The sequence below is a fragment of the Acinetobacter sp. TGL-Y2 genome (assembly GCF_001612555.1).
GTDB lineage: Bacteria > Pseudomonadota > Gammaproteobacteria > Pseudomonadales > Moraxellaceae > Acinetobacter.
In genome coordinates this window covers 204,224-225,636 of the sequence record NZ_CP015111.1, presented here as the reverse complement: position 1 = coordinate 225,636, position 21,413 = coordinate 204,224, and the positions used below count along the sequence as shown (strand labels likewise).

Sequence of the window (21,413 nt, the reverse complement as noted above, 5' to 3'; positions counted from 1 at the left end):
AATTAAAATAACATTGGAGTTGCAAGGTTAAGCTTCTCATTTGGTTTAAATTGAAGCTCACCCCAATAACGACTATCGAATGATCTTTCATAAGAGCCTAAAACAATTACAGAATTTGGTGAAACTATGAAATCTCGCTGAAAATCTGCTTCTGTTTTATGTAGACGTTCTAATGCTTGTGGGCGAAGTTTCGCTACCATTTGACCATTGATAAACATCTGTAAACCAACAACTTGAACATGATCACCCGACTTAGCTGCAATTTTTTTAATAATTGACGTTTCTTTAGGAATGATTGGTTCCATCTTATTTGTATTAAACATGATGTATTGGCCAACTTTTGCATCGTTATAGCTAAGTACTTTATTATGTACAGAAAATAATATGTGATCATTTGATGAGATATTACTAATATCAACACCAAGAGAATATTTAGATGAAAAAGCTACAAAATAGTATTTAGATAAAGCAATGACTGCAAAAAAAAGGACAATAACCCACATCACCGCCAAGCGCTTATTCTTTGTTTTTTCACCAATTTCTGAAAAGAAATTATAAATCGGTGATAATAGGTAAGAACCGAACCTGTAGATTTTTGTCTGTTTAAATTGCATATCCAGATTCCAATAAAAAATAGATTTTTCGCTTAATGGTCTTCAAAAAAATCATCATCAATTTTCTTTGATGAGTCATGTGGTGGAATATCCATCTTTTCAACATATTCAAGTTCAATAACTTTTTTAGGTGGAATTCCTTTGTTCTGAACAACCTCTTTTTTATACTGATACCAGTACCAGCCTTCGGCTTTTCGATCATAGAAGTTCTTTGCAGTGGCACTAGCTTCTTGATCTGATGGCCCTATTGCCTTTTGAATTAAATCCTCTGCGTGGGTTAATCCAACGCAGAGAAAAAGGCTTAATAAAGTAAGTGGAAACTTCATTTATTATTCCAAATCAATAGACTGACCATTATCACCAGTAATAACGTCTGCTTTATCTAATGAAACTTGAGCAGTATTATTGAATTGGCTCTGTTTATCATTTAAGAATTTTTCAGCTTCACTAGAGATATTGGCTGTCGCAAAGTTTTTTAGAACATCGTAACGTTGACCACTGTTGTATTTAGTTTGATATTCTTCATCTTCAACTACTGGTAGGCCGAGCTTTTTCAAAACATCTTCGGTAATGTCTTGCTTTTTACCATAGGCATACACGTTGTATCGATTTACGATGACGTATCCATCATCAAGATAATCTTCAATAATCGCAGCTAAAGCCTTACGGTAATCATTGCCATAAGCTTGTGTAGCTTCTGGTGTCATCTTTTTTTCCATTAGGTGTGCTGTCGCTGAGTAAGCAAGCTTGTCAACATCTAGAACAACAATCCCGCCTGCAGATGAAGATGAGAATGGATTTTTTAGATAATCAAACTTCCAAAGCAATAACACAGCTGATAGAGCCAAGACAAAAATTAACGCGCCGAAAAATTTCCGATTTGATTTGGCTTTTTCACTCAAATAAGTTTCGTACTGTGATTTAAAATCTGGGTTCTGATTTAGTTTTAGCATCACTGATTTGGATGCTAAATTTGATTTATGAGATGTTATATAGTTAGCAAAATGTAAAAGCGATAAGTCGGTTTTACCATGATCATTACATTCCTGAATCATGAAATTAATCAGTGTTTCATCACCATCATCCAGTTTGTTTTCACCAACTAAATCATTGATAATTAATAGCACTTTTGCTTTTTCATATTTACCATCAGCTGATTTAGCTTCTGAAAATATTTGATCATTAATGTTCATAGGTATTACCTTTAGCTCTACTGTTTACGAGAGACTTTTTGTACTCAAGTAATGCTTGATCAACATCGAGTTCACCACTTTCAATTTTTCGAGTGAATTCCGCAATTTCTCTGTCAGTAGCAGTTTCAGTTGTTGATTTATTTATGTTCGATTTAAGATATGAATCAATAATGTCTTTGACATTCTCACCCTTATCTAAACGAGCAATAAACGGTAGGAAGTAGTCGCCTGTAGATGAATAGATGATTTTTTCAGTCGGGTTGAATACGATACGAATGACACTGACATTATCTGTATCACTTTCAAAAATCATTGCTTCTGAATACTGGTCTGGGAACAAGCGTAGTGATTTAAGTGTGTCCGTAATATAGTCATCATCTTTGATGTAACCTTTTTCACGAAGCTTTGTAACCATTTCATTTTTATAAGGAAGATACATAATATAGTTGGCATTATTCATGATGCTTGCAATCTCATCTGACATTGCAATTTTTTCAATGTTTTGAGTAACAAGCCAACATCCAGCACGGTATTTACGAATACGAGCATAGAAGTCATCAATATATTTAACTACGACTGGGATACCGAGATAACTTGTAACTTCCTCAAAGATGACAAATTTACGCGGATAGTCATGCTTAAAGAACATGTCCATCTGAATACGAGACAGTAGAACCATCATGACTACAGTTTTAAGATCAGGGAACATTTTCAAGCCATCTAGCTCTAATACAACCATTTGAGCATCAAGGTCTAAGTTATTGTCACCATTGAAATAACGACCATAAGAGCCACGATCTGTAAAGTCATATAGCTGACGACCTAATTTACGAACATCTTCATCTGTTTGTTTTGTTAAGAAATCAGCAACATCAGTAATCGTTGTCTTTTGAGCACCAACGTTAAATGCAGAACTGATTGCTTTCTTAATCATTGACGTTTGAAAGTCAGTCAAAAGCGTTGTAGGTGAAGCCATTTGCTTAACAATCAATGTCAACTGGTCAAGTTCACTATTAATGTCTTTAACAAGCGTAAAAGGATTTAAGCAAACGTTAGAATTAGGCATAAACTCAATAAATGAACCGCCTAAAACTGCTGCAAGCTTTTTATATGATTTACCTTCATCAATAATACGAATCATTGCACCAGATTCAATTTCCTGAGTAACAAAGTTATTCATGGTCGCAGACTTACCACCGCCGGAAGAACCAAAAATCATGCCATTGTGGTTCTGGCCGAGCATTGGGTCGAATCCGTATAAATTCCCGCGCCGAGTGAAATACATCTGTGAGAAATTTTGACGAGCATTCTGAAAATCACCAAACAAAGGAACAAAGGTTCCAGCATGTTTGGTCGTCATCGTAAAAATGCGGTTCGTATTTTTTAGAGATTCAAGGCTTGGGTATAGTGGCAATGCATTCCATAACAAAGGTAAAACAATCTTTGTATCAGGAATCATTGAAAGACCATCTTTTTGATAGATGTTTTGCAGTGCAGAAGAATAACGCTGTAAACGCAATTTATCTTTGTGGAACAAGATAATATTGAAATAAAGCTTACAAGGTAAATCACCTTCTTTTGTTTGGTTATACATCAATTCTAAGCCGTGCAAACGGCCACGTAGCTTAGGACTCATTTTTAACGCAAAAGGAGTCGCTGTATCTTGAGTTTGAGTGTAGTTAATGTCTATTGATGAGTTTTCTTTGAATGTATCTGGAATAATAATTGTGCAGTTAACTAAAAACGGACAAGGAACTTGTCGAGTTGAACCATTTGCATCACCAACAATGTTGTTCATGAGTGCAATCGTATTCATTTTAGGTAAAGCTTTTACAGATAGAACACTGAAATAAGTATCATCAATTTTCACATGGTTAATATCAGAATTATCAATTTTTGTAGTTTTCTGGAAAATTTGAGCTGATATTTTTTGATGTTCATCATACGTGTAATCGTATGGTTGGAATGGGTAAAGTATTGATCTAACTTGAGCAACAAACTCATTGATAGTCAGCTGGCGAACATCACCAAGAACAGACGTTTTCAAGTTGTCATATACACTCATGATCAATTCTTTAGCGCGTTCTAAGTCGAACTCACTTAAAACCAGATCAGATGGTACTTTTACACTAATTATAAGTCTATTTGATCGCAACGTAATGCCCGAAGACGGTACAGGTGCTTTTTTCATACCATCACGGATTGCTTTAACTCGCGCAGCTACAATCGTATCAAGTCCGATTTTTTGAGTTTCGGAAATATGCGAATTATTGCTAATTGAGGTTTGCTTGTTTAAAGAGTAATCATTGATTTCATCTTCAAGATGGTTTGTAGCGATATGTGAAAATTGAATAATACTATTGGGTGGAAGTTTAACATTTAGACTACCAACAAATAATTGATAGTCCTGTTCATTCATCCCATTCAGTGTCGTAGCAATAAAAGAGCCACCAATGTAACTTTGCTTTGAATCGTTTTCACAATAAAAGAAATTATCTTCGGTTGGGCTTAAAACTGGCGTTAAATCTGAAAGACGGGTACGGCGAAGCATCTTATCGATCACAGATGAAGCTCTAGCTGACATCGCACTTCCTATTTATTAAAGTAGAATATTTGGTTTTTATTATATTTGATTTTATATAAATATCCATAATGTTTTATTATTGTTTTTTATTTTTATAACCAAACAATTAAGTATTCTTTTATATTTATTTGTTTTTTAATCCGATATCATTTATCAAATATTAAAAAACGACACCAAGGAACAATCAAAATAAAATCAAAATTCATCTAAATATAAGCACTTACAAAGTAAATGGTCTCTTTTAAAAGGCACAACCTTCACCAATCATTTAATTTTAAATATAAAATCATAAATAAAAAAAATCCCACATAATGCGGGATTTATTTTTTTGGTAACTATTCTAAAGATTAGATAGTTGCACCAAAGAATGCCATCAATACTTTAGGTCCGTAAAGCGCTACAAGTGCAATACCAACAGAAAGAATTGTACCAACTAAAGATTTTGCAACGAATGCAGAATAAAGAGTTAATAACAAACCAAGCATAGCAGCAAGCAAACCGCCTGTACCATTCATGAATTTTAACAACCAGTTAACCGGAGCACCTAAAACTGTAGAAGCAGTGTTAATGTCACCAGCAGCACCAGTAGTCGCGTTTAAATCGGTCCCAAGAGAAGATTCTTCAATTGCCATTGCGTTGTTCATAACAGCGAAAAGTACTGTTACAACAAGAGCCATAGCTACATAGTTTAAAAAACGGAAAGCTTTGGTTTGTGTTAAAACCTGTAAATTAAATTTTTGTACTACTAAATTCATTGTCTAATCCTCGTTAGATAATTATTAATATTTGCAAAGTCACTCAACCTGCTAAGGGTAAATTTTACATAGTTTATATAATAAATCTAGCATTTTATTAAAAATTGTTTCTTTATTGTTTATTTTATTTAAAACAAATGTTTCAGAATCAAAAAAGCCATCATTTATGATGGCTTTTAAATATTGGATTATTTTATAAACCTGAATCCTGTCCTGCCAACTCATTCTGACGTTGCATTGAATCAGACATCACTGGTTGAGATTTCTGAACAGGATTGCTCTGATTATCAATTTCTTTACGAATATTTGCAGCTTCTTTAGATGCAGCATCACGGCTTGAATCAAGTGTAGGATTTGTTTCACTTGGAGACATATAATCTGCTTGGTTTGGTGCAGTTATTGGCGTGTTACGCATTACAGAGTCACCAAAGTTCCAACGGCGCGGAGTAATTTCGGTGAACATGTATGAACCCCAGTTTAGAGTTTCATTTTGATCTTTCCATGGGGCCAACCAGATTCTCAAAACCTTTGGTTGTTCTAATACAGGCATTGGGGAAGATGCTGCTTGGAATTGAGGCTTGCTGAATAAATTCACAGCATCTTGGGCCGGAGAACTAGGGCCTTGTTTTGAAGCTTTATTACTTTTGAACATCCCCTTACTTTCATCTTTTTGAGCGTCAAGATCGGATTGATATACAGCACCAACTTCATCTTCATTCGTCATATTGTAAATTTGAGTAGGAGACTTACAAACGATACCATCTGGAAGACCTGAACAACCATATTTACTGCCATATCCACCAGCACATGCAGTTAAAGCGGTAGTTAGAGCTGCTAAAATTAAAATATTATGTTTTTTCATTTTTTAACACCTGACATTTGGCTTGTTAAAATAATAGTTACTCGGCGTCCTGCATCAATTTCAATAACCGGCATAGTTTGTTCAGCTAAGTCCATATAAAAGTTTGCAACACGATCTAAAGCACTGCCTACACCGCTTGCTGCAGCAATTTTTGATGCATTACCAATGTTGGGAGTTTCGTATTTAGTTTCTGTGCCACTTCCGATGTTAAGAGAAGGTACGGTTGTAGGAGCCATCTGTTTTCCTAACCCAGAAATCGTGCCTGCAAAAATAGAACGTGCAATTGCAGAGCCTTGTTTGGAAACAACACGGCCACGTAAACCATTTTTACCATCTTCACCTACAACGTAAGCAGAAATTGGACCATCAATAATGGAGCCATCTTTAAAGATGCAAGAAATTTTCTCACCACGCATTTCAGCGCGTTCACTTGCCAAGTTGCCCACACCAGATACTAAGACAAAACAATCTTTAACAAGCTGTGTATAACGGTTTGGAAGAATTGCATTTGTTTTAACACGTACTAAAGCTGGTACTGCTGTACCCTGACCCTTTCCCGCAGTAGCATCCATACCATTAATCAAAACACCTTCCATCATTGAGCCAGTGGTCATACCATGCTCTACAAGCAATTTAGCTTGAACTGATTCAGGTTTCGCAGGGGTATTAGCTCTCTTATAACCACTACTTTGAAGCTTAGAAACATCTTTACCACTACGGATGATTTGGAATGGGTCAACTTGAGTTTCACGAGGACTAATCATTTCATCAGGTGTAGCGCTGTTATTTTCAATTGGTGGCATCATTTGCTCAGGCATAGGCTGAGATTGAGCGCTTGCTTGTTGGCCAGCATTAGCAGTAGCCGATGCAATATTTGCATCAATACCTTGTAGTGGAGGTAAATTAACACCACCATTACTACCAGCCTGACCAAGTTTCAAGGCATTCATTTCATCAGAAACAGAAGCAAGTTGACGAGAAATATCACTGATCTGTTGCCCGACTGCCTGATTGCCTGTTCGATAGTCATTAGCAATTGTTTGTTGGTTTTGTAAAAGCGCTTGTTGCTCAACACGTTGACGTTCAATTTCCGACTGAGTTAAGCCTTTTAATTCAGAAACACCTACCTCACCAATTTTAGGTTGAACCATATTGGTCCGTTCTACTTGCGTATTTAATTTTTGTTGTTCTTCTGGCGCACGATCTGCTTTCTTTTTAGCATCAATTGCAATAGCAAGAACAACACATACTACGACAAGTACAATCCCCATGATTATTTTTCGGTTCGTAGGGTCGATTTCAAGCCACTTACGCTTGAGTTCGGCCATTTGAGCTTTAAAATTTGAACTAGCTTTCATATTGGCTCACCTTAGTCGTAAATAGATTCATCACCATTGCCAGTATCAGCAACGATAATTACTTCGGTTGTTTCATTTGGAGCCAGTTTAATTTTTTCATTAAACGCTACAGCTCTAACTCCCTTGTGCCAAAAAGATGGCTCACTTAGCTCTACAAACTGACTTGTAACATTTTGGGCTGTGTAAACATAAATAAGATTATCTACACCTGAATAAATAGCTTTAGGGCGCAAGGTAACTGAACCAACACGGGCGATAGTTTTCTCACGGACATTAGATTTTGAGTAACCTTCTGGCAATGTTCCAACTGCGACTGCAGACATATTCACACGGATAACATCAGCATAATCTGTCGCAAGTTTCGCATTAGGGTTTGATAAGCGCTCACGCAAGGTACTCGCAAGCACTACAGAAATGTTCTGCATTGGAATTGCTTTTGGAACCAATGTCAGGGAAGCAACTGGAGAGTTATTTGCAATTGCATCATCTTCACGAACATAGACACCAATCGGCTGATCACTTTCCATAACAAGATAAACATCTTGGCCAACAACTTTGTATTTAGCACCACCGTTAACTAAAACGATTGGGTTACGGAAAGGTGTGTTAATACGGTTCATGCTTTGATTGCTGACAGGAACAACATGCGTATCATCGTTATCAATGGTTACAGTCTGTTGAGCCAAAGTCGCTTTATCAAGAGAAATTGGCTCACGCGCCACAAACGATGGATTTGTTAAACTTTGATGTGGCTGTTGTGAAACTTGTGTACGGCCGTTAGCAAAATTACTTGGAAGATTATTAACTGGCGGTGCAAAATTCTGATTATTAACTGGAATATATTTAGCACTGTTATCAACACCGCCCTTACTTGGAGCTGGAATTTGTCCGGCGTTACGGAATACTTGATCATTCGCGCCAGCATAAACAGAAGCAGCAGTTAATAATAATGCGCCAAAAATTTTTGTAGTCTTAAATAAGTTCATTAAGACACTCCTTATTGATTAATTGGTTTTGGTGCAACACCATTATTACGAGCAGCAGCAGCCTGTTCATCAGCTCGAATTTGTGCCAATGTTTTAGGTCTTGTACCTTCATAACTTGTAAAATGCGTGATTACTGGCTTACCGCTTTGCATTTTGATAATGAACTCATATACAACTGGTTGTTCCTGAATACGCGAACTCACAACTACTGAGTAGAGATTGCCGACAATGAAAATTTTACCGGTCTGTTTTTCATAGAATGTGTTTTTACCAATAAACCAAGCATTGAAATTGTCTTTTGGAAGCTTATTGGTTAAGGCATTCAAACTTTCTTCCATTTGCAATTGCAAAGGTGGAGATAAAAGTTGATTTAAGGTTTTAAGATTATTTTTAACATTGCTATTTGTTGTGCTTCCGATAATGCCTGCAGCAACAATTGCCATAGACTGATAATACTCAGCATTGGCACTATCCCATCCAATTTGATATTGCTGGTCCATGTTAGGTGGGACCAGAACAATACGCTCATGATTGGATGAAATAATAATAGATTGGACAAGTACAACAATGGCCAGAACAAGCGAGGTACAAGTAGAACCTACTGCAACTTTATGGCTTAAATCCCAATTCCCATTAAAAAGTGAATATCTCATTATTCTTTGTACTCCATAATTGAGCCATTTCTAAAATATTTGTTCAAAGGAATAATTCCCCAGCGATAAGGATGATGAAGATAAAAGCCAGACATTGATTGCTTCTTATACTTGACGTAAATTTTGAAAAACAAAAAAATCAAAAAACACATAAGGAAGAAGTTGGTTCCTGTAAATAAGCAAGCGAAAATAATGCAAATTAAAAAACCAAATTCATCCATTTCCAAAAACATTAAAAATGGAGGCCCATCAATGTCGTCTGGGATTTCTAGGGGTCTTAGTGACATAACGTGCTACCTCACTCGGCCACATTAATTACAACGACAGCGCGGCGATTTTCCGCACGACCAGCCTTGGTTTTGTTTGTGCTAATTGGTTGAGACTCGCCTTTAGAGCTTGTACGAATACGTTTAGCCTCTACACCTTGCTTAACAAGCCAATTTTTAACTGCGTTTGCACGTTTCTTGCCGAGCTGTAAGTTGTATTTAGCCGAACCAGTAGAATCTGTATGACCAACAATTTCAGCATCAACTTCTGGATTCTGTAATAGACGATCTCGAATAAGACGTAATTTAGATAGATCACCTTTTAAGATGGCTTTATCAAAATCAAAATGACGAGCATCAATAATGGTTTCTTCTCTTTGTTGCTCTACGAGACGAATCCAAATTACGTTGTCACTTTCGCTTACGCCTGCATTAATATCATCACAACCATTACAAACAACTGTTTGATCAATAGTTGGGATGCGAACGACTTCGCTAGGTGAATAGACCTTCAATACCTTAAAGGTAGGTTGAGGAATAGTTACAACATTCAAAACAGGCGGTTGTTCAGGCTTTGTAACACATCCCGCACCAAGCAATACGGCAACTATAAGAGCGCCACTTTTATATATTTTTTTCATCTAATAGCTGTTCCATTTTCGTTTATAAATTTGCTGGTAATCGCATTCGCAAAATCAACAAAATTGGTTTTACTTTCTGCGATAGGTTCAGGATTTAATGTGTATAGCCCTCCAACAGTTAATGTAGGCGTGTATTGGATTTTGTATTTATTCCCAAGGATGATTGCATTTTTAACAAGAAGCTCTGTTCGCTTAGTTGTCCAATTTGCTTTGAAGTTCGCAGTATTCATACCGGCGCGTTTTGCTGCTTGGTAATAAGTCCACTGGTCAGAAGCATCCTTGTTTTCTTGCTTAATGAGCTGAAAAGCTTGTCGCTGAAATTCATTGATTTTTGAACGGTCAGTGGTCCATGCAGCGTAATAGGCAAAAGCACCAACAACAGAGTTAGGTTCTTGAGTGATTACAGGTACTCGAACATATTTAAATTTATTGGGTAAAGAGCTTCCCCAAATAGACATTTCTTCATCGTACTTTTCACCATAAGGACAGGTGTAAGTGAAAAAGAAACGAACAACGTTATATTCATTCGGAACACTAGAACGGCCAAAAACTTGAATATCAATTTTCTTATTGGTGCTTGGGTCTGTCGCAGTAACCTTTCCTGTAGACAGGAAATCATCAGCATGTACGAATGACAAAGAACCAGTAATTGCAATTAGAGCAATAGAAATAGTTTTAGTAGTCAGGCGCATCTTTCACCTCCAGCATTTGTTCTAATGAACAAAAGTGATGTTCAATTAAAATTTGTGAAAGACGCTTACGATCATGTAAAGAAGATTTGGTTTGAATGTCTTGGCAATATTCAAGTTGGTAAGGTGTAATGTATTTCAAGGCAAGAAGACGTTCGCCAAGCAACATGCCATCCATATTCATTAAAGAAGATACTTTACTTATCGACATTGCTTCTTCTAAAGAAGTCATTCCTTTAGATGCTAGACGAGTCGCGCACTGAACTAATGTTTCGTACTGAGGCTGTTTCTTAGCAACCTCATAAACTTCATCAACACGATTACGAGACACCAATTCACGAATTTCATCAGTGATCATCAAGAACTCAACTACAGGTACTCGACCCTTATAGTTTTCAGGCTTAATCCCACGACCGACTGGCACTGATGCGTATTGACCCAAATCATTTTTGCGAAGCCATTCAACTTCTTCTTGTGTTGGGTTTGCAAGATTACGTTCATCTTTACATCGGCGTACTAAACGTTGAGCAGAAACAGCTAAAAGTGTTTCATTTAGATGGCTGGCATCAACACCAAGCTCCATTAGACGAGAAAGCGCGCTTACAGAACTATTTGTATGTAAGGTTGTTAAAACTAAATGACCTGTTTGTGCAGCCTGAATTGCAATTTTTGCAGTTTCAGAATCACGAATTTCACCGACAAGAATAATGTCAGGGTCTTGTCGAAGCGCAGAACGAAGCGCATTGACCATTGAAATGTTGATATCTACGTTTACATGCTGAACACCAGCAATCGCATACTCAACAGGGTTTTCAATTGTGAATACCTTTTTTTCTGGGGTGTTGATTTCATTCAGATACGAATAAAGTGTAGTTGTTTTACCTGAGCCTGTTGGCCCAGTGATAATAATGAGACCAATTGCAGAATTAATTGTTTCATTAATTGCTGTACGAACTGACGGCTCCAGCTCCATATCTTTAAGGCGGCGACCAGAGTTAGATTGGTCAAGTAGACGTATAACAATAGTGAAGCCATGGATTGTCGGAATACTTGAGATACGAAGATCGAGACGGTTATCGTTATAACGAAGCCAACCACGGGCATCAACTTCAAAAGTTTTTGCATAAGATTCTTCAATCTGACCGCGTGAATAAATTTTTTCACGAATGATACTGAATTCAGAATCGTTGATAGAGTGCTTATATGTTTGAAGCTTACCGTCTTTACGGACACGGCAAATATTACCGACTTCACAAGATTCAAAATGAATATCTGAAATCCCATTGATCATTGATGACTTAAAAAGTTCATTTAAGTAATTAACGGCCCATTTTTCAATTTTATCGTTATCACCACGTACAGTTACAAAAGCAGAAGGCAAACGGTCATAAGAACTTAGACCTTCTTGAGTAGTCTCAGCAACATCAAGCAATGAACCTTCTTGCTTGAAATCATCTGTTGTTTGATTATTGTCTAGTTCCATTATTGTTTGTCCTGAGCTGGCAATTGTGGCAACTGGTTTTGTGATTCATTGTTTTGTTGGTTTTGATTGCGTTCTTTTTGAATTAAAGAATTATCAGGACCTAAAACTTGTTCTTTATACATATCCCAATCACATACAACAGGTGGATTAGAATCACTGTAAAATTGAATACGGAATAGAATCGCAAGACGGATACGTGTACGAGCACTTGACTGATCAATAGATTGTAAAAACTGAGGGCTTGTCCATGGCTCAACCATTGTCTTAAGAAATTCAGAACCTAAGCGAACTGGAATCGTTGCACGATCAATGCGTTTGCATGGGTCACTGGTCACAAGTACAAAAGAGATGTACATGATGAACACCAGTAAAAATATACCCATGATGATCGTTCGTAGAATTATCATATTTGTCCTGCATGTAATTTCTTTAAGTTATTAGCAACCTTCTTGATATAAACCTCACGCTTCCATTCTGTTACTGCGTTATACGCCCCTACAGCTCTCCACGAATAACCAAACTGAACAAAGTTGTGCGCCAAAATCCAAGCAGCAATTTCAATGTTCGTGCATGGGTCATAGATATCTGAAAGAGTGATATTGAAACGCTTACGCAGTTTTGGAACCCAGTAATCGTTGATCTGCATCAAGCCATGGTCAGTACCATAACCAAGACGACCTGAAACTCGGTGATTAAATGAAGATTCAGTTTGAGCAATGGCCATCATTAAATCGGCTGGCACACCATACTTGCGTGATGATGAATAAAAACAACCAACATAAGAAGGTGGGTTGCGAAGCTTTATTTGATTCGCGTACTGAGGGATTTGCGCATTAAAGGCTTTTGCATTTTGTGGACTAACGGATGTAGCAATCGCTGGCGCTTGGAAATCACCATCCTCTACCGACTGTCGAACTGTTTGTACAGTTTCAGCTGATACAGACTTTGCTGACTCACTAATAGACACTTGCACAACTTTAGGTGTCTGGACTGAATTCGAATAGCCTTCACTTCGAACGATAGTGATGTCTGCCATAGCAACGGAACCAACCGAAGCAGCCATAAAAAGAACAAGAGTCTTTTTCAAAAATCCATTGTTCACAATACAGAATCCTTAATGCGATAATAAATCGATTCAATAACGAATCGTTATTATAATCAAAAATGAAACGTTTTAAATATTATTTATTATGTTTTTAATAATTATTTATTTATCGTTTCTATATTTTAGTAAATGATTATTTATCTATTGTTGCAAAACCATCTGACGAAAAAAGAAAAGGCAACCTCCTATGGAGGTTGCCTTTTATGTTGATTTTTAAGTGTCCAACACACTAAACGAACGTGCTCAACGCTAAACCTCTATTTTAATTCACGTTTAGTATGAATTCGTAGTTATCAACTTACGACATCTTCTCAGGAATGAGGAAGCGAATCTATGACAATTCCTTGAATGCTAAGTAACGGCACTCAGATCAATATCAGACATAGACAAACTTCAACTGCAATTTTAGTTCCGCAGTCAGGATTTCCTATAACACTTCACCGCTAGTTTTCTTTCGATCACATTGTTGCTGCATGAAATGCCAACAGCAGATTCGTTCAAGCCAAGGCTTGTCTGAACCAACTTAGATGTTTAAAGGCGCAAACCTTTACGGAGCCACCGCAAAGTTTCTTAATAGTTAATTACCAATATATAAAATTAATAGGATTACTAATCCGATTAATAATAATGTTAATCAGTTTTCACTCGCGCCAATAGGTTGATAACGTTTCATAGTTATAGAAGTTGCCACACCTCACCTATAAAACTTTGTCTTTGTTTCTAGATATACACCGTATTGCCTTTCGTTCATTTACCGCTTACGTTTTTATTCGCTCGAAGTAAACTAATTAATCTAAATCAAATACAACAAATTCAAATTAAACCTAATCAGCAACTCTCCCTCTCTTATTAATCAAACCTTATGCCTTCCTCTAGTGAAGTTTTCAGTTCGAAAGCCTATATTATGGAACCACCATAAATAATCATCGACTTAAGAGATTCCCACTTTAGCGTTAACAGTCTTTGTCATTTTTAAATAAAATAAATCAACTTTTAAGTAAAAATAACGATCAGTACGCCCATCTGTTCCACACAATATCAACTATTCCTGTTTTTTGAGGTAAGAGTTCCAAAAACCCTCATTATTAGTCAATATCAAGCTTCATTACAGGTAGAGCACTTGATCAACGCAAAGCAACATGCTTAATAATATAAAGAAAACCATCATTAATAACTCAAAAAGCAATTATTAATAACACAAGATATTATCTCCAACGTGTCACCGTTACTGGCTTAAGCTATCCATAGACCTTAACAACCAACCGAATATGTCATCAACGACAAGTCAATTCGGTCAATCGTTAAGTGCCGATCAGTCCAGATTTCTCCTCATGACCCTAACATCTCACGATGCTCTCATAAGCCCACCAGTGCGCAACGCATACCGCCCTTTGAAGGAATTGAAGCGGTAAACGTGTGTTCCTAACGTATCTAACAATCCTTGTAGATACTCACACTCTCTGTTAAGCAGGGTTGATCATGTCACCATGATGCCCGTTTCAGTGTCGCCCAACTATTAAAAAAATATTCAATCATTCCGTTGGAAGATCAGCACCCATTTCATAGGGCTTAGTTCTGAAATTCACAGATTGGGTCAAAAGATGGGGTCTCACCATCTAGTGCCCTTCGCAGCCGCACCAACTACCTTTCGGACGTATGCAGCTACACGGTCTTTAGTATGCGATGGCTGTCGCACACACATAGAAACAACAAGACAAAGATTTAGAAAATTTCACTCACTGAACGGCTAACTCAGGAAAGTTCATTTCATATTTGGCAGTCATAAAATTAACAGAGCCACAGTGAAAATCAATGGGAATGGCCCGTAAATTCGCTCAGGTCAGGAACTCTTATTTATTCAAAGGCCCCAATAGATTCAAAATAGCCATTTATTTATAGTTTTAACCCCTAGAATATTTATAAGATTTAGCTATACTTTTATACAAAGGCCAATATAATCCAAAATGGTTATTATATGATCAACTATACAATTAAGACCACAGATTGCCTGCAAGCCATAGTCAATTGTATGACTAAGAACAAATGTAGGTACTGGATGACCTCCACTTTGCCATCTGCGAAGCTTGGAGCAGTGATTGCTAAGCTTAATGAGAAATACAATTTACAGATGTCATCTACAGAGCGTCAGTCTGCTTTACGCATTGGTCAGCCTGTATGGAGCCTTGTAGTCCACTATAATCCTAATGAGGTTGGGTACTTTCAATTCTGGTTGTTCACTACTGGACACCGCCCACCCATGCGCAAGAAAATTTACGATGCAGATGCAATTGACAGTGCCAATCGCAAGCTTGTACGTGAACAAAATTTAATGAATGTGATTACTCAAAATCCTAATGAACTCATTCGATTTAAAGAGTACGTCTTGGGCCAATATGTAGTGTATGAAGGCCTTAAAACTGGCATCAATAAACAGTACATATCCCCTAGCAAATTTGGTGTACCCATTGAGCAGAACTCATTCAATGGGCAAGAGTCAGAATTGTCATTTAAGTCAATGTACAATACTGATGATAAGGTTGTGATTACTGCAAAAGTTAATCCTGACGATGAGGAACGTTTTAATAATATTAATCGCAACTTTGGATTTTTATATTATAGAAATCTACAAAAGGGGCAGCATGTTGGCATGACTCAGCCTCAGATTCTTGCAGAACTACGCAAAACTTACGGCGTCACTCCCGATGCAAATACGCCGTATAATGATTTGATACGTCAATTATTTAAGCTTTACCATCGCACAAATAACCGCTATCTATCTATTTTTCAAAACAAATCTGAGAAGACTGTTAAATTTACATGGTACTTGCACCAAGACTACCTTGACCGTCTTGATCTTGAGATGCGTTCTAAGATTCGTGACATCCCAACACGGCAACATCTATTCGAAGATTCGATGAAACGTATCTTTGCGAAGGGTAACTTCCATGGTGTAAGGCATCAAATTGGCAGTATCAATGGTCAAGTTCGTAAGGCTGTTAAGTTCCGATACCCAAACATATACGAGAAAATTCAATGGCCTACTACCCTTCATTATGTTCGGTTCTCGCCTACGCCGTATAAGAATCTTCACCACTATGCAGAAGAATGCTCTAAGGCTTCAATTATTATTAAAGAACTATTATTCCGTAAGGAAGTTGATGCTTATAATAATCGTAAGGTGCGTAAAGCACTCCGTGCTAAAGATGAGATATTGCGTAATGCAAGTGTATCTTCATTGAATAAATTAATACGCGAGAATACCCCCAAAGAACACTCCGATATAATCGTGACGCAAGAGATGATTAATGATTTTATATTGAAACATCCCGATATGAACCCGATGTATTTCCCAAAAACCCTGTAAACTTATAATTAGTATAAATTTTATACAGCACACTTTTTACCACTTTCACCAAATTTTTAAAACTTGGTGAAACTTTGGTGAAAGTGTCGCTTGTATATAGCGCTCTATAAGGCTTTGCTCAATTGGTGAAAACTGCATAATTTGGTGAAACTTTTTTCAATTTTCAAATGCTACTTTCACTCTTTTTTCAATTCAATGACTTTTTCATACCATGAAACGGCGCTATGTGCATTATAAATTATTGTATTTACTATATTTAATCTTGTGAATTTATGCGCCGTGGCATCTTCCAAAAGAGTGAAACTTTTTCCAACTCTCCATATAATGCTACTTTTTCACAATTATAATGTTGTGACCTGATTACTAGCTGATTTGTTTTATAATGACCCGCTTACGCTTAAATATTTTCGCAGAAGCTCAAATATAACTACGCCGTGTTATTTTAAGTTAAATGTGATAAATATATTTATTCAGTGAATTCTATCAAACAATTAAACAGAGTTAATCAATGCTTGACGCATTCCATTACTACGCTAACGCTTGTAATGGTAGTGTCCATTTAAATAAGCAATTTCCATTAATTAATAGTGTAGGCATATACCGCTATTCAATCGTCTAGAGTATTTTGGTTTAGATGATGGGTCATACCACTGAATTTGTATTGTGCAATACAATAGCTTTGACCAAGAATTACCCTTGATCAGCGCGTTGCGCTACCGTGTAATTCCGATCTAAAACTATTGCATCATGAGCAGTGACCGCTACCCTTTTTGCTGAACAAAACTTTGTTAGTTTTGATCTGCAAAAAGAACCAATACTGGCACAAAATTCCATGGCAATTTGATGAGTAGTCTCCACCTACCAGACATGAGCACGGCGTTCAATTTATTGCTTGTGTTAACTCCACATATAGAATTTACAGCTCCACATATAGGCATCTATAAGGATACAAATTGAACATTCGATCATCGAATTCCCGATTGAAATGTCGTTTTATAAATTGACTGAGCACTGATGATTAGTTAATTTTTCATTTAATGAGAATAAAATAATTGTCATTTATTATTATTAAAATTAATAAATATTATTGGAATGATTTTATATGAATGTTAACTTAGTTGTGTTGAGTCCATAACTTGATTGCTCCAATAAAGGGAACAGGCCTATCGTTCCATGGCACTATCTTTCACCCTGAGATAGTGCATTTTTATTGGCCTGTTTATTTATAGCTATCCATATTTAAGCTATCGTTTCCTATAGTCAGCTATAAGATGGCCTGAAGATGATCAAGCACATTGAATGGGGATAGATGGACGATAGAATGTATATTTGACACCTCTTTGACCAATCCCATATAGGGAGTTCCCCTATATGCGTTATGCCAAATTCGGATGCGCCGTGTATAAATGATGAATGGTTTATCTTATCCACTAAGTAACAATAAATGATTCCATGCCAAAAAATGGATATTCATACAACATAAAATTTGAAGGGTTAAAAATTCATGGGATATGTATTCTTCTTAGGATTTACACTGCTTATCGCAATGATGTTCTCTATACGTTTATTACTATCGTGCAAGAAGCTGGTTCGTTCTCCACACACTAGGAACCAAGTGAACAATTTAAAAGTTCAAATGATGCTGAATAGCAGCAAATCAAAAGTTGCAGGAATGGCTATGATTGCTTTAGGTCTGATCATTCTATTAATAGGGAACATCAAGATAGATAATTTTACGGTTAAGCATTTGATGCCTAACGTAGACTTCTCATTTAGCCAATACATCATTACGGTTCTATTGGTGATCTCTGCATGTATGCTGTTTAACATCCAAAAAATCACAAAGCTCATGAATGAAGCAGATAAGGACACGGCGAATATCCCTGACCCCTTATATAAGAAGATCACTCACCATGAGAAGTTGAACAATTTCTTCTTTATTGGGTTCTGCATGACATTGACCATTCAATTCCTGATTAATGGCTTTAGCTTCTTATAGCCTTCTATATACAGGGAAATGACACAAGCACTCTTAAGGGGTGCTTTTTTTGGCTTGGCCATAACTGAGTAAGTCATCTTTATCCGGCATATCCCATATAGGATGTTCTCCTATATGTGCTATGCCTAATGGGTGCGCCGTGTCTATGAGGGTTATTCTATGATTTAAGCTCATTTGATTGGCCATACATGTAAATGGCTTGATACCCTATATACAGGGAAATGACACTAACCGCTGATATGAATGAACTTTGTTCTTGTTTTATTTAAAAGGTACAATTTAAATTATTCATTTAATTTTTAGGTATTTTCTATGAGTAGTCTCATTGAAGAAAAAACAATGAATGTGCCAGTTAAAGTTATTTTTGATCAAGAAGCAAAGGTCTGGGTAGCAACATGTGATTTTTTCTCTATTGTGACTGAGGCAAATAGCTTAGAAAAAGTTCAGAAGAATGTTTATGACTTATATCCAGATATGATCTTAGCCAATAATATTAATTTAAATGGCCAAGATATTCACTTAGACTTCCTATATACAGAGAAATGACACAAGTACTTCTAATTAGATATAATTCTTCTATCGATTAAGCACAACTTATGAAAGTTAGACTATGAATAAATCAATGATCATTTCCAGCTTAGTTTTTTTTATCACTTGTAAGTACTGTGCTTGTAGCTGAGTATTTTATGAATTCTAATGGCTATGTATTTTTGGAGTATGTACGCACCATCTTGGTTGCTTCAATTATGACAGGATGCATATACCTAAGAAACAAATTGAATGAGCGCACTCAGGCTCTTGCTTCAACTTGATACCCTATATACAGAAAAATGACACCAGCACTCTTAACAGGTGCTTTTTTTGGCTTGGCCATAACTGAGGGAAGTCATCCTTATCCGGTATATCCCATATAGGAAGTTCTCCTATATGTGCTATCCCTAAGCTCAATGACTCATTTACCCTATATACGGCGTTCATTATCGTACGGTATTCATTTTTGTACGCCGTGGCTGATCTCATCAATCACTCTATTCATACAGGCATTCTATTTGGTTTGGTCAAAGGATATGTTCCCCCTCTCTATAGTCTCCTATATATCCCCTTATAGATGTCTATATAGCATTGGACAATACAAGCGAAAAATGCCCACTCAAGTTCTGAGCACTTCCATATAGATTCCCTATAGCGGTATTCCAAATATCGTGCAGAGAACTGGTGGCATATAGTGCAAAACCATTTCAAAAACTATACTGCAGGCAACTTGCCACAACGAATGATTTACGACTGCAGCATATAGGCCAATAACCAAGCCACACATAGCAGCAAACAACCCACCGGTTCCCTCAAGAAAGTTCACCAGCCATTCGACAGGTACAATTAAAGAATTAGTTGCATCATTTGCATCTATACCCGCATAGGCCGAGTTCATCTGCAAAACCACTATAAATCCAATAAACAGCATTCTTTTATATACAAACATATATTAAATCAGAAGGTTAGTTCTTTTCATTTTACGAAGGTGCGCATTATATCAATCACTTTTTTTGGTTCCTACTCTAAAATGACTACTTATTTTTATTTTATCCCTATATACGGCGTATCTAAACAGGTGAAAAAAAACCAGCTATTGAGCCGACTTTTATCTTGGTGGCCAATTCTTATGACATTTGACGCGGCACAAAAACTGATAGAGGCAATTCTTCTGTCAACATTGAATTTATCTTGGCTTTAAACACTTCTACATAGTTGTCTCGTTCAAGGACTGTTGGAAGTTCATAGGAATGTCTACTGCTTTAATTGAAGCCATAGTGTTTACGCCGTATGGTGATTGATTGGGTATTTATATATGAATGGTATCTATACTTTTTCTTAATTTCAAATTTTCATACTTAGTGGGTATTGCTCTTTATAGCCCTCTATATACCCCCTATATATCTTCCATACACTCAGGGATAAAAAAAGCGCCGTGATTGGCGCATTCTCTTTACTCTATTCATTAAAAGGTTTGATGTAGATACCTTGTCTCTTGCTTAAGCAAATCACAATAGGTTTTCTTCTCACCCCTTTCACATTGTTCTTTATATTGATCTGGAGCCGAAATGATCTGAATCTTTTCATCTAGGTGATCTGTACTCACACTTCGACTATTAATATCATACGGGCCAAACATGATGTCTTGTTGCTTGATAGAGGTTAAAAGGTTTAATTGAGTATTTGCCTTAAAGCATTGGTAATTTATTTCTAGAGCATCTTTTGGCTTAAAGATTTGTATATTAGATGCTGCCGTGTAACATTCATTCGCTTTAAGAAATGCTGTGACTTTTTGAAGTGAGCTTTTTTCAATGTCTTGTTTCAAACTTTGGCTATCCTGATAAAACCATACAATAATAGGCATGGCCATGATAAATCCAAATACCTTTAAATAAAATCCCAACGCTATATCTCCAATGTAAGTATAGAAATTACTCTAACATAGCATGATAAAACGGTATATGGTTATAATTATTATAGACTCCTATATACAGCACACTCCCATATCTCCTATATAAGCTATTCTGTATTTTCCTTATAGCTTCCTATACGAGTATTCCTATATACAGACAAATGACACCAACCTTACCTATATACGCCGTGTCTTTATTTATTCCCCTATAGGGATTAAGCATAAGTATTCAACTGATCATGTTTTCTTAGCGCGATTTCTGAAATTAATTGAATTAGTCATCCATACAAATATTGGACTTTGAAAAGCAATGTTCATCTTATGGCTATATATAGCGCCGTATATTTTATGATGGCAGCTTATGTTAAAATTGCTGGAGTGGCATATCGCACACGCGGTTTTGAGAACAAATGGTCGA

20 protein-coding genes are annotated in these 21,413 nt (G+C 36.6%); 3 read left to right on the top strand and 17 right to left on the bottom strand.

All coding sequences use genetic code 11. The features are described from left to right. Window positions 1–2: 2 nt before the first annotated feature. The 15 genes from AMD27_RS17540 to AMD27_RS17470 all read right to left on the bottom strand — a co-directional run bounded on the left by AMD27_RS17540 (window position 3) and on the right by AMD27_RS17470 (window position 13,147). On the bottom strand, window positions 3–614 hold the full coding sequence (locus AMD27_RS17540; protein ID WP_067663915.1) for a S26 family signal peptidase: 612 nt from the start codon (window positions 612–614) through the stop codon (window positions 3–5). 32 nt (window positions 615–646) lie between these two features. Continuing rightward, window positions 647–940, bottom strand: coding sequence for a hypothetical protein (locus AMD27_RS17535; protein ID WP_067663912.1), 294 nt, complete (start codon window positions 938–940; stop codon window positions 647–649). 3 nt (window positions 941–943) lie between these two features. Further along, entirely contained in the window at window positions 944–1,807 is an 864-nt protein-coding gene (locus tag AMD27_RS17530) for a hypothetical protein (RefSeq protein ID WP_067663909.1), read from the bottom strand. Then, window positions 1,797–4,391 (bottom strand): TraC family protein, encoded by a 2,595-nt coding sequence (locus tag AMD27_RS17525; RefSeq protein ID WP_067663905.1) that lies wholly within the window; start codon window positions 4,389–4,391, stop codon window positions 1,797–1,799. The genes AMD27_RS17530 and AMD27_RS17525 overlap by 11 nt, the downstream gene beginning before the upstream one ends. Window positions 4,392–4,738: 347 nt before the next feature. Then, complete coding sequence (locus AMD27_RS17520; protein WP_067663902.1) at window positions 4,739–5,146, bottom strand: hypothetical protein; 408 nt, start codon at window positions 5,144–5,146, stop codon at window positions 4,739–4,741. Between the two features lie 193 nt (window positions 5,147–5,339). After that, window positions 5,340–6,008 (bottom strand): type IV conjugative transfer system lipoprotein TraV, encoded by a 669-nt coding sequence (traV, locus tag AMD27_RS17515; protein WP_067663899.1) that lies wholly within the window; start codon window positions 6,006–6,008, stop codon window positions 5,340–5,342. Next, complete coding sequence (locus tag AMD27_RS17510) at window positions 6,005–7,366, bottom strand: TraB/VirB10 family protein (RefSeq protein ID WP_067663897.1); 1,362 nt, start codon at window positions 7,364–7,366, stop codon at window positions 6,005–6,007. Before AMD27_RS17510 ends, traV begins: the two co-directional genes overlap by 4 nt. An 11-nt stretch (window positions 7,367–7,377) precedes the next feature. Beyond that, complete coding sequence (locus tag AMD27_RS17505) at window positions 7,378–8,352, bottom strand: TraK domain-containing protein (protein WP_067663894.1); 975 nt, start codon at window positions 8,350–8,352, stop codon at window positions 7,378–7,380. Between the two features lie 11 nt (window positions 8,353–8,363). After that, window positions 8,364–9,005 carry a TraE/TraK family type IV conjugative transfer system protein gene (locus tag AMD27_RS17500; protein WP_067663891.1) on the bottom strand — a complete coding sequence of 214 codons (642 nt, stop codon included), beginning with the start codon at window positions 9,003–9,005 and terminating at the stop codon, window positions 8,364–8,366. Beyond that, window positions 9,005–9,292, bottom strand: a complete 288-nt coding sequence (locus AMD27_RS17495) for a type IV conjugative transfer system protein TraL (protein WP_067663884.1) — start codon at window positions 9,290–9,292, stop codon at window positions 9,005–9,007. The genes AMD27_RS17500 and AMD27_RS17495 overlap by 1 nt, the downstream gene beginning before the upstream one ends. A gap of 11 nt (window positions 9,293–9,303) precedes the next feature. Next, entirely contained in the window at window positions 9,304–9,912 is a 609-nt protein-coding gene (locus tag AMD27_RS17490) for an OmpA family protein (protein ID WP_067663881.1), read from the bottom strand. Continuing rightward, window positions 9,909–10,604, bottom strand: coding sequence for a DsbA family protein (locus AMD27_RS17485; RefSeq protein ID WP_067663878.1), 696 nt, complete (start codon window positions 10,602–10,604; stop codon window positions 9,909–9,911). The genes AMD27_RS17490 and AMD27_RS17485 overlap by 4 nt, the downstream gene beginning before the upstream one ends. Continuing rightward, complete coding sequence (locus AMD27_RS17480; RefSeq protein WP_067663875.1) at window positions 10,588–12,084, bottom strand: GspE/PulE family protein; 1,497 nt, start codon at window positions 12,082–12,084, stop codon at window positions 10,588–10,590. The genes AMD27_RS17485 and AMD27_RS17480 overlap by 17 nt, the downstream gene beginning before the upstream one ends. Next, window positions 12,084–12,440 (bottom strand): hypothetical protein, encoded by a 357-nt coding sequence (locus tag AMD27_RS17475; protein WP_212846473.1) that lies wholly within the window; start codon window positions 12,438–12,440, stop codon window positions 12,084–12,086. The genes AMD27_RS17480 and AMD27_RS17475 overlap by 1 nt, the downstream gene beginning before the upstream one ends. Before the next feature lie 47 nt (window positions 12,441–12,487). Beyond that, window positions 12,488–13,147, bottom strand: a complete 660-nt coding sequence (locus AMD27_RS17470; protein WP_067663867.1) for a lytic transglycosylase domain-containing protein — start codon at window positions 13,145–13,147, stop codon at window positions 12,488–12,490. 2,098 nt (window positions 13,148–15,245) lie between these two features. Between AMD27_RS17470 and AMD27_RS17465 the strand changes: the two genes are divergently transcribed. From AMD27_RS17465 to AMD27_RS17455, 3 genes are all read left to right on the top strand, one after another. Then, on the top strand, window positions 15,246–16,553 hold the full coding sequence (locus tag AMD27_RS17465; protein ID WP_150115851.1) for a hypothetical protein: 1,308 nt from the start codon (window positions 15,246–15,248) through the stop codon (window positions 16,551–16,553). A 1,615-nt stretch (window positions 16,554–18,168) separates the two neighbouring features. Beyond that, window positions 18,169–18,552, top strand: coding sequence for a hypothetical protein (locus tag AMD27_RS17460; protein ID WP_150115850.1), 384 nt, complete (start codon window positions 18,169–18,171; stop codon window positions 18,550–18,552). Window positions 18,553–18,864: 312 nt separating this feature from the next. Then, entirely contained in the window at window positions 18,865–19,098 is a 234-nt protein-coding gene (locus AMD27_RS17455; RefSeq protein WP_067663859.1) for a DUF1902 domain-containing protein, read from the top strand. A 634-nt stretch (window positions 19,099–19,732) separates the two neighbouring features. Here AMD27_RS17455 and AMD27_RS17445 read toward each other — a convergent pair. After that, complete coding sequence (locus tag AMD27_RS17445; RefSeq protein WP_067663853.1) at window positions 19,733–20,032, bottom strand: hypothetical protein; 300 nt, start codon at window positions 20,030–20,032, stop codon at window positions 19,733–19,735. Window positions 20,033–20,548: 516 nt separating this feature from the next. Beyond that, window positions 20,549–20,953: a hypothetical protein gene (locus AMD27_RS17440; RefSeq protein WP_067663851.1), complete on the bottom strand. Its 405-nt coding sequence runs from the start codon at window positions 20,951–20,953 to the stop codon at window positions 20,549–20,551. Between the last annotated feature and the right edge of the window lie 460 nt (window positions 20,954–21,413).